Source organism: Schleiferia thermophila (assembly GCF_003337435.1).
Lineage (GTDB): Bacteria > Bacteroidota > Bacteroidia > Flavobacteriales > Schleiferiaceae > Schleiferia > Schleiferia thermophila.
On sequence record NZ_QPJS01000006.1, the window covers coordinates 53,897 to 63,868 of the forward strand.

General features: G+C 50.4%; 5 protein-coding genes. 4 read left to right on the top strand and 1 reads right to left on the bottom strand.

The window, feature by feature from the left end:
- Positions 1–177 precede the first annotated feature (177 nt).
- Positions 178–3,423: a WD40 repeat domain-containing protein gene (locus tag DES35_RS10640; protein WP_037359687.1), complete on the top strand. Its 3,246-nt coding sequence runs from the start codon at positions 178–180 to the stop codon at positions 3,421–3,423.
- 481 nt (positions 3,424–3,904) lie between these two features.
- Here the strand turns inward: DES35_RS10640 and DES35_RS11440 are convergent, their stop codons facing one another.
- Positions 3,905–4,099, bottom strand: a complete 195-nt coding sequence (locus DES35_RS11440) for a hypothetical protein (protein ID WP_147269350.1) — start codon at positions 4,097–4,099, stop codon at positions 3,905–3,907.
- Positions 4,100–4,695: 596 nt separating this feature from the next.
- Here DES35_RS11440 and DES35_RS10645 point away from each other — a divergent pair.
- Genes DES35_RS10645 through DES35_RS10655 form a run of 3 tightly spaced genes read left to right on the top strand, consistent with a single transcriptional unit; the run spans position 4,696 to position 9,830 of the window.
- Entirely contained in the window at positions 4,696–7,686 is a 2,991-nt protein-coding gene (locus DES35_RS10645) for an amidohydrolase family protein (protein ID WP_125039387.1), read from the top strand.
- The gene (locus tag DES35_RS10650; protein WP_170125740.1) at positions 7,670–8,953 is read left to right on the top strand and encodes an amidohydrolase family protein; all 1,284 of its coding nucleotides are present in this window, start codon (positions 7,670–7,672) and stop codon (positions 8,951–8,953) included. The genes DES35_RS10645 and DES35_RS10650 overlap by 17 nt, the downstream gene beginning before the upstream one ends.
- Before the next feature lie 22 nt (positions 8,954–8,975).
- On the top strand, positions 8,976–9,830 hold the full coding sequence (locus DES35_RS10655) for a glycosyltransferase family 2 protein (RefSeq protein WP_084180189.1): 855 nt from the start codon (positions 8,976–8,978) through the stop codon (positions 9,828–9,830).
- Positions 9,831–9,972: the final 142 nt, after the last annotated feature.

Genomic DNA, 9,972 nt, shown 5'->3' on the forward strand with positions numbered 1-9,972 from the left:
TTTATCCCTGGATATAGAAGACGGAGAGCCTTGGAAGTTTATCTGATGAATATCGGGACCTCATCTCTAAAAAAAATCTCACAAAAAACAATCTATGCCACTTCAGGCCCCTTTTGCCGGCCGAAACTCCCTGAACAAAAGCCGGCGGAAAGCTGATTTGATCCTATTTTTGTTTATATGCTCCGGTACTTTGTTTACGCCCTAATATTTGCTATTGAAGCTGTCACCAGCGTCCATTCACAATTTTATTACGGCCTGGTCCAGCAATTTGGCAAAAACCGGGTTCAATACAATCAGTTTGAATGGGGTTTTTACCGGTTTGACCGTTTTGATATATACACCTATGCCGACAATACCCTGTATCCACAGGCAGTTGCCAACCTTGTCTTCCGCAATTTGAAAGAGCTCGAAGTAATCCTTGAAGTCAACCTGGAAGGCAGATTTCAAGTGATTCTATTCAATACCCATGGCGACCGCCTACAGTCAAATCTCAACCCCGACATCAACCAACCCGCCAATTCTACCAGAGTTATCCTACAGGGAAGACAGTCCACTCTTCTCCTGCATTTTACGGGAAGTTACCAAACCCTCGAACAGGAAATAAGAGCCGGACTGGCACGGCTACTCCTACACTTTCAAATGTTCGGTGACCTCCAGCCAGCCGGCATTGATTTAATGCGGATACATTTCCCGGACTGGTTTACCGAAGGATTAATCTCGTACCTTGCCTATGGAAACGACGAGCGGATTTCCTGGCAGATTTTAGAACTTCACTCCCGAAACGCCTTCCGACGTATCAATACCCTTGATGCCGATTTGGCCAGACTGGCTGGTCACGGCCTTTGGTCTTACATCGGATTGAACTACGGCCGCGGAGTAATCAAAAACATCCTCTTTACAAGCCTTATCCACCGAAGCCTCGATTATGGAATAGAATACGTCCTCGGCATCTCCACCAAAGAATTAATCAAACGCTGGAAACTCTCCAACGACAAGTGGCTCAATGACCTGCAAAACTACTCCCTGCCAAACCAATCCATCGCCCTGCTCAAGCTACACAGCCACCACAGCATCACAGCACTAGACCCCAATCCATCCCTCAATCAACTGGCCATAGCCTCCGTTAAAAGAGGCAAGCGGTATGTACATCTGTACACCTTCAAAACAGGCAAGAAGAAAAGACTTTACACCTCCGGCCATCGAAGTTATGAGCCACCAGACCACCAACTCCCTATACCAGTCTGGAATCCATCCCTACCCATCCTGCTCATCATCGACGAAAAAAACGGATTCATCAGACTCAATTTCTACGATTTCGAAGAAAAAAAATGGACCAAAAAACCCCTCTATGGCGTTACCAAAATATTTTCAGCCAGTTACAGCCCCGATGGACAAAAACTCCTACTCAGCGCCATGAAAGATGGGCGAACCGACATTCTGGAATACGACATCCGAAACACCTCCCTCAAAAACATCACCTCCGACATCCACACCGACCTGTATCCCATCTACATTTCAGGCAACGACTGGATTGCCGTATCCACCAACCGTACCCAGCCGCCCCAACCTTCCAAAGAACCTCATCCTGAATTACGACCAGAAAACCTTCAAATCTTCCACCGCAAACAGGAAGACAAAACCACCCTGCTGCTTGCCTCCGACAATAAATCCGGCCGTCCTCATAAGCTCAAAAGGGGTACCCTCATCTATTCCGAATGGTCTCAGAATCTGTCAACTACCTTCACCTTAGCAACCCTCGACAGTGCTGTTACTCGTGTCGATACAGCCATACATTACCGCTATTATACCAACACAACTCCACTGGCTGAGCTTCCCGGTATTATTTCCCATTACGCTCCGGGACCTGATAGTTCGACACTTATACTCTCCATTACCGACAGAAAAGGACGTCCGCAGATAATACTTCAAACTATACCCGACAATACATCAAAAACCAACCTCCAGCCATTCAAAACCCACCAGCTCTCCGATACCCCTCAGACCATCACAGGCATCCGCTCTAAAGTCAGAACTCCCCTCTACGAATTTTATATAGACGATTATGAATTTGACCCCCGACTCATCGATAAATATCGCCCCACCGGCAAAAGCAGGCCAGCAGCCCCCACACAGCTCCAGGCTCCGTCCATTTTATCAAAAATACAACCCCTCGCCCGAAAACAAGAAGATGTCAAACTTCCCCCCCGCAGACCATACCTCCTCAGCTTCTATCGCGACCACCTCTCCTTCAATCTCGACAATGCCTTCCTTATCCCCCAGTACCAACCCTTTACCGGCAGACCACAACCCCACCTGCTCAATCCTCAAATCAACGCAATGACCAGAATCACTGTGGCTGATGTGTTGAAAGATTACAAACTACTTCTGGGATTCCGCGCAGAGCTCAACCCCCTGGCAGGCCGGTCCTTGTCCCCAAACCATGAACTGCTGCTTTGGTTCGGAAACCACAAAAAACGCTGGAAACACGAATACACCCTCTACCGCCGAAGCATGGTGGTCACCGGCAACCAACCCGTCTGGCTCAGATATCTCACCCACGAAGGCCAGTACAAAGCCATCTTCCCAATTGACGAAGTCAGGTCGATACACCTCAGCCCATCCTACCGGCTCGACACCCGCATAGCACTAGCCCGCGAAGCAAACTCACTGCAGCAACCCACCGAGTACCAACACTTCGCGATACTCAGAGCCTCCTTCGTACATGACGAATCCCTCAGCCGTGGCATCAATCTCTGGACAGGTTTCCGATACAAAATATTCAGCGAATACTACCGAAATCCCCTCCGTACCGGTTCAGGCCTCTTCACCGCAGGTCTCGACTTCAGACACTACCTGCCCACCGGCAGGTCAGCCATTTGGGCAAATAGACTTGCCCTTGGCACCTCCTTTGGACCTGAGCGCCTCCTGCACTTTCTCGGAGGAGTCGACAACAACTTTACCCCAAAATTCGACGAAAACACTCCCATTGCCACCACCCAACAGTACATTTTCCAAACACTGGTCACCAACATGCGAGGCTTTTTCCAAAACGCCCGCAACGGAAACAATTTCGCCCTCATCAACTCGGAGCTCCGACTGCCCATCTTCCGGATGCTCCTTCAGCGCCCCATCCGAAACAACTTCATTTCAAACTTCCAACTCCTGCTCTTCAGCGACGTAGGCACCGCCTGGAACGGCATCTCACCCCTCAGCCCCGAGAATGCCATCAACACCACCATCATCGACCAAGGCAATCTTCGCATCATCATCGACAGCCGCAAAGACCCCCTCATCGCCAGCATAGGAGCCGGCATGCGACTGGTACTCTTCGGCCACATCGTTCGCATCGACTACGCCCGCGGTATCGAAGATTACACCCTGCTGCCCGGCATGTTTCACATATCCATAGGGTTTGATTTTTAGGGCGTGCCCCCGCGCGCCGGCCACCTTCACGTGGCCTTGCCGCGCGGGGTCGGGCTGCTCCGGGGTACGCTTCGCTCCCGTGCTGCGCACCGCCCTTCGGGCGCCCTCCGCATCCCTCACGCATAGCCTAATCGTCAATCCAGCCACCATTTATCCTCCCATCATTTCATGTAAATCTATCCCCTCATCTTTTAACCTCCCGGTCCGGATGCTCCCTGTTTGGAAGACATAATTAACCCCAAATCACAAGACTGCGCATCACCACCTGCCATTCATGGCATTGAAAATTTGCCAATACTCCTCACACTCAAACAACAGCTCAGCAGCATCGCGTTCTCCCCTAGCATATTCAGGCCCCCGGGAATAGTTGACTATTTTTATAAATTTCCCACCCATGAAGCAATACCTATTTATTTACCCGGTTCGCTTTTTAATTTACCTTAAATGTCCTAAATGTCCTCTCCTATTTCTTCAATCACAGTTACCTCCAACCGACCAACTCAAGCCTAAATTTTTTCGTTCTTTTCGAAATTTCAGAAGGTGGATAAGTTTTTATTCTTTCCGGAGCCTTAGCCTTCTCATAAAAAGTGAATTTTACTCCACCATTGCATGAATCTCTCCTCAGGTTCTTTTGTAGAATCTTCATCGGGTTTAATGCCGGGGTTTTTAATTTCACTCCTCCTATGAATCATTGCTTCACCCGGGCAGCGATACCTTTTATGCCGAGTGAAGTATTCAGCAAATCACCCATTTACCTTTTTCCAAATCCTCAGAATTATTAGGGTGAAGTTCATTGCATCAGAGCTATAAATAGTACAGCTGGCCGAAGAGCATAAAATAAAGATAATTCCCCTTGACACCATGCGTTGTAAATTCCATGTATGTTCAAAAGTAATTGAATATGAAGCATATAGTTATTTTACTCAAGAAGTGTACTGCTGTGACCTTTTCCCAGGTCCTATTTAAAATTTGTAAGCTTCCCAAATAAAACAGCCCGCACATTATCAGGCGCATCGAATCCCCTAAAAATGCCTCATTGTCCACATCCCCTTTTCAGTATAGCTACACCCCCGGATATCACACAACGGGAGCAATTCCCCGTTTTGCAATCAGTAAAGCAGGCCTGGCATCCACAAACTAATCCCTTCTTAACCATCACATCGTCAATCAGTTGTTTTTAATCAACCTCCTCTTGGGTCTTCCACCAAATCAATAAAATGTAGATACACAGATTTTACATACATTTAACCTCCAACCAAAAACGACCCATCTGTGAAGCGTATATTATTGATATACATGGTATTAAATGTGCTTTATGCCGCAGCACAGACCGAGCAGCCAAAGCCTGGCATCACCGAATCCGACGAGCTCATTACTGTATACAAAGATGCATTAGTGGTCACGGAACCGGGAGCTACCCCTCAAAGGCTCAACATTGCCGTACGCAAAGGCCGGATTATCAGAATCAGCACTCAGCCTCCACAGCCCGGAGAGATTGTTAAAGATTGCTCAGGCATGTATTTATACCCCGGCTTCATAGACCTGATGAGCAACTATGGACTCTCTGCTGCAGAACAGACTCCTGCACGCCGACCCTTAGGACCCATTAAATATGATAGAACACGACATGGTGCACGTCATTGGAACGATGCCATCCGCTCCGAATTTCACTCTTACGAAGAATTCAATTATCAAAAAAAACAGGCCGACGACTATCAAAAAGCCGGTATCACTGTCGTATTGACCCATCGCCGTGATGGAATAGCCCGCGGCAGCGGAAGCCTTGTACTCACAGGCCATGCATCTGAAAATCACCTTATACTTCGCGAAAGAGCCTCCATGCACTACTCCTTCACCAAAGGCAGCAGCACACAGCCCTATCCCACTTCGCTCATGGGTTCTATAGCATTGCTCCGACAGCTATTCAGCGATGTAGATTGGTACCGCAAAGGCGGCCGCGACGGCTCCATCAACCTCGCCATAGCCTCTGAAGCAGCAGCTCTGGGTCTGCCCGCCATTTTCGAAACCAGAGACTTCTACGATATCTGGCGCATTCACGCTCTGGGACGTGAATTTTCCAGAGAATTTATCATCCTGGGTAGCGGTCGTGAATATCAGAGAGTCACAGACCTCAAAGCCCTTAAACCTAAACTCATTCTTCCCCTTCAACTGCCAAAGGTCCCGGACGTCTCTTCACCTCTGGAACTTAAACACATCACCTGGGAAAAACTCGCCCATTGGGATATGGCCCCCTTTAACCCCGCAATCCTCCACCGCGAAGGAATCACATTCGCCTTTACCACCCATGGACTTAAAGATAAAAAAGACCTTTGGAGGTCGCTCTCCGAAATGCTAAAAGCAGGTCTCGACACAGCTACCGCCTTGGCAGCATTTACCACTGTACCAGCTGCGTGGATAGGAGCCGATGACCTTATCGGCCGCATCAAAGTAGGACAGGTGGCTTCCTTTATCGGCCTCGAAAAACCCTTCGGCACAGAAGACAATCGCGTATTGCTCCACCTGAGCTATGCCGAAAACATCTTTGAACCCATCATCAAACCTTCTCCAGGAGTCTACACAGCTACCTTGCACGATACCACCGCTCAGCTGCTCATATATCCATCCGGCAATAAACTCATTTACAAATGGACAGCAACCGATACCCTCGACGTCGTCGCCACACTCCAGGCCTACAACATTACCCTTAAAATCCCCTTAAGCAAGAAAAACAAAACTTATCGAATCCTGGAAGGCACCTTCACCCCAAACACCATTTCAGGCTACTACCTCGACCAAAACGGACAATTGCACACCTGGACAGCACATAAAACTGCTGACCTGCCCGATACCTCTAGGCCTAAAAGCGATAGCATCCGTCAAATACCCGATTATACCAGATTTCCATTCACCGCCTGGGGACATAAGAGTCCACCTCCCGCAGAGCATCTGCACATCAAGGGAGCCACCATTTGGACCATGGAACCCCAGGGCAAACTCGAAAATGCCGATATCATCATTCGCGAGGGCAAAATAGTTGCCATCGGAACCAATCTGCCGACACCGCGTGGCGCGCAAGTGCTCGATGCCAAAGGCATCCATATCACCCCGGGCATCATCGATGAGCATTCCCACATTGCCATCTATGGTGGTGTTAACGAAGGCTCCCATTCCATAACTTCCGAAGTGCGCATCGGCGACGTCATCAACCCAGATGACATCAACATCTACCGCCAACTTGCAGGTGGAGTTACCGCAGCTCAGTTACTGCACGGCTCTGCCAACTCCATAGGCGGACAAAGCGCCCTCGTAAAACTACGCTGGGGAGCCCTGCCCGAACAAATGAAAATATCCGGCGCACCGGGCTTCATTAAATTCGCCCTTGGCGAAAACGTAAAACAAAGCAACTGGGGCGAAGGCAACGTCACCAGATTCCCTCAAACCCGCATGGGCGTAGAACAAGTCTTCGCCGACGCCTTCAACCGTGCCAAAGAGTACGACCGCAGAAAAAAAGCCGCCCAAAAAGCAAAAATACCTTTCCGCACAGATTACCAGCTGGAAGCCCTGTCCGAAATTCTCAACGGCTCCAGACACATCACCTGCCACTCCTATGTGCAAAGCGAAATCAACATGCTGATGAAACTAGCCGACTCCCTCGGCTTTAAAGTCAATACCTTTACCCACATTCTCGAAGGCTACAAAGTCGCCGACAAAATGAAAGAACACGGCGCCAATGCTTCTAGCTTCAGCGATTGGTGGGCCTACAAGTGGGAAGTCAAAGACGCCATACCCTTCAATGCAGCCATTCTCACCCGCGTAGGCGTCAATACAGCCATCAATTCCGACGACGCCGAAATGGGTCGGCGTCTCAATCAAGAAGCCGCCAAGACCGTTAAATACGGTGGACTAAGCGAAGTTGAAGCCCTCGCCACGGTCACCATCAATCCTGCCCGCATGCTCAGAATAGACCACCTGACCGGAAGCCTAAAACCTGGCAAAGACGCAGACCTTGTCCTTTGGAATGGCCACCCGCTGCTCAGCAGCTCCTTTCCACTGGCCACCTTTGTCGATGGACGCCGTCTCTACGACTACCACAGCCAAAACGAGCATCGCCTTCGTATCGATGAAGAAAAAAACAAACTCATCCAAAAAGCCCTCTCTGCCATCGCTCAAGGCAAGGAAAAAGAAAAACCCAAAGCCGACCAAAACTTTATGTATCACTGTGAAACCATCATTCAATATGCAGCCGATGAAGACCTGGATTAATGCACTTCCACTGGCCATCCTACTTTCTGGTTACACCTACGGCCAGTCTACCTTTCATGCTCTTATCAATGGTCGCATTTACACCGGTACCTCCGTCATTGAACAAGGATTTGTCACCTTCAGCAATGGCGTCATACAAGCCGTCGGTTCCATGGCCGAATGGCCGGATACCCCGCCTTCAGGAGCGCGTATCATCGATGTAAGCGGCCAGTATATTTATCCCGGATTCATGGCACTTGACTCCCGCGTGGGCCTCACCGAAATCGACGCTGTACGAGCCACACGCGACTTTGCCGAAGTAGGTTCCTTCAATCCTCATGTACGCTCCCTCATCGCCTACAACACCGACTCCCGCATCATCGAAACCATCCGCACCAATGGCGTACTCATCGTACAGCCGGCGCCCACCACCGGAATCCTCAGCGGTCAGTCTTCTGTTATGCGTCTTTCAGGCCACAACTGGGAAGAAGCCGTCCTGAAAGCTGATGACGGATTTTACCTCAACTGGCCTGAAGCCATCGAAACCACCGGCTGGTGGGCCGAACCGGGCGACGACCAAAAAAACGAAAAATATCTCCAACAAACCAAGGAAATCGAAGAATACCTCTCAAAAGCCCGTGCATACGCCCTCGACCCCAATCCCCCCTACGATGTCAAACTCAGTGCCCTTAAATCCCTCTTTACCGACCCGAGCCGGCGACTCTACATTCGAGCTCGCCGTGCCCGTGAAATCAAAGACGCACTCCACCTATGCTCCAGATTAGAAATTGCACGACCCGTAATCTCTGGTGGTTGGGAAGCCGACCTTGTAGCCGACTTGCTCCGCCAAACCAATACACCCGTAATCCTCGACCGCCTCACACGACTTCCCGACAGCAAAGACGAACACGTACACAAACCTTACTATCTCCCGGCCATCCTCGATAGCCTCGGCATCACCTTCGCCTTTTCCTACACCGGCAGCATGGAAGCCATGGGCACCCGAAACCTACCCTTCACAGCTGGCATGGCCACCGGATACGGACTCTCCGAGCTGGCAGCCATTAAAGCCATTTCCGCCAACCCTGCCAAAATCGCCGGCCTCGACCACTACCTTGGCACCATTGCACCCGGTAAGGCTGCTATTCTCTTCGTCAACCCCGGCAACGCACTCGAAATGCTCACCAATAATCCCTCCTACATCTTTATCCTGGGAGAAGAAATCCCTACTACCAACTTTCAGACCGACCTCTATCACCACTACCTGAAAAGATACCAGCTGGATTAATCATGCCCGAATACTGCTACCCATGCCCTTCTTTTCAGTCGTAATTCCCGTGTACAACGCCTCACCTTACATCGAAGAGTGTCTGCATTCCGTCATTGGCCAGTCTTACAAAGACTTTGAAATCATCATCGTCGACGACGCCTCCACCGACGACTCTCTGCACAAAGTCCGACAATTCTTCGAAGCCTTTCCCTCCTTCGAGCCAAAAATTCTCACCCACCCCACCAATCGTGGCCTTGGAGCCGCCCGCAATACAGGCGTCTTTCGTGCCAATGGCCAGTACATCGCTTTCCTCGATGCCGACGACTACTGGGCCATCACCCGTCTTGAAAAAGCCGCATCCTATCTCGAAATTTTTCCCATCTGGGACCTCCTCTATCATCCAGTAATCGAGTTCTACAACGGCAAGCGCCGAAAGCGCCATGCCCGCTTCACCACCAGTCTCGACGATTTAATCCTCCACGGCAATCCCCTTGTGCCCTCCGCCGTGGTCCTGAGCCGTCGCATCGCCCTCGAGCATCCCTTTGTCACAGATCCCGCATTCCTCGGCGTAGAAGACCTCGACCTATGGCTCCGCCTGCTTCAGGCTCAAATCCGCACCGCAATGATACCCGAGCCCCTGACCTTTTACCGCATCACTACCGGCCTTACTTCACAGATCAGCATACACCTCAACCGCTGCCACAAAGTCTTCAGCCGCTACTTAAAAGAAGAATACATAACCCCAGCCATGCAGCGTAAATATTACGAAGCAGCCCGACTGATGCAGAAGACCGGACGTCACCTTCGAGCCGAAATTTTCTACCGTTGGAGCAATCAGACCAATATCAAAACCAAACTTTTACGCCTGCTTAATCGCTTTAAAATCGCAATATAACATCCTTTTTTTTAGATTCTTGGATTTTCCTGAGGGCGTGCCCCCGCGCGCCGGCCTTGCGGCCTTACCGCGCGGGGTCGGGCTGCTCCGGGGTGCGCTTCGCTCCCGTGCTCCGCTGCGCTGCGCACCGCCCTGCGGGCGC

Excerpts from the sequence above, each read along its gene's own strand:
- DES35_RS10640 (WP_037359687.1), top strand. The coding sequence starts at position 178 with ATGCTCCGGTACTTTGTTTACGCCCTAATATTTGCTATTGAAGCTGTC.
- DES35_RS10650 (WP_170125740.1), top strand. The coding sequence starts at position 7,670 with ATGAAGACCTGGATTAATGCACTTCCACTGGCCATCCTACTTTCTGGT.
- DES35_RS10655 (WP_084180189.1), top strand. The coding sequence starts at position 8,976 with ATGCCCTTCTTTTCAGTCGTAATTCCCGTGTACAACGCCTCACCTTAC.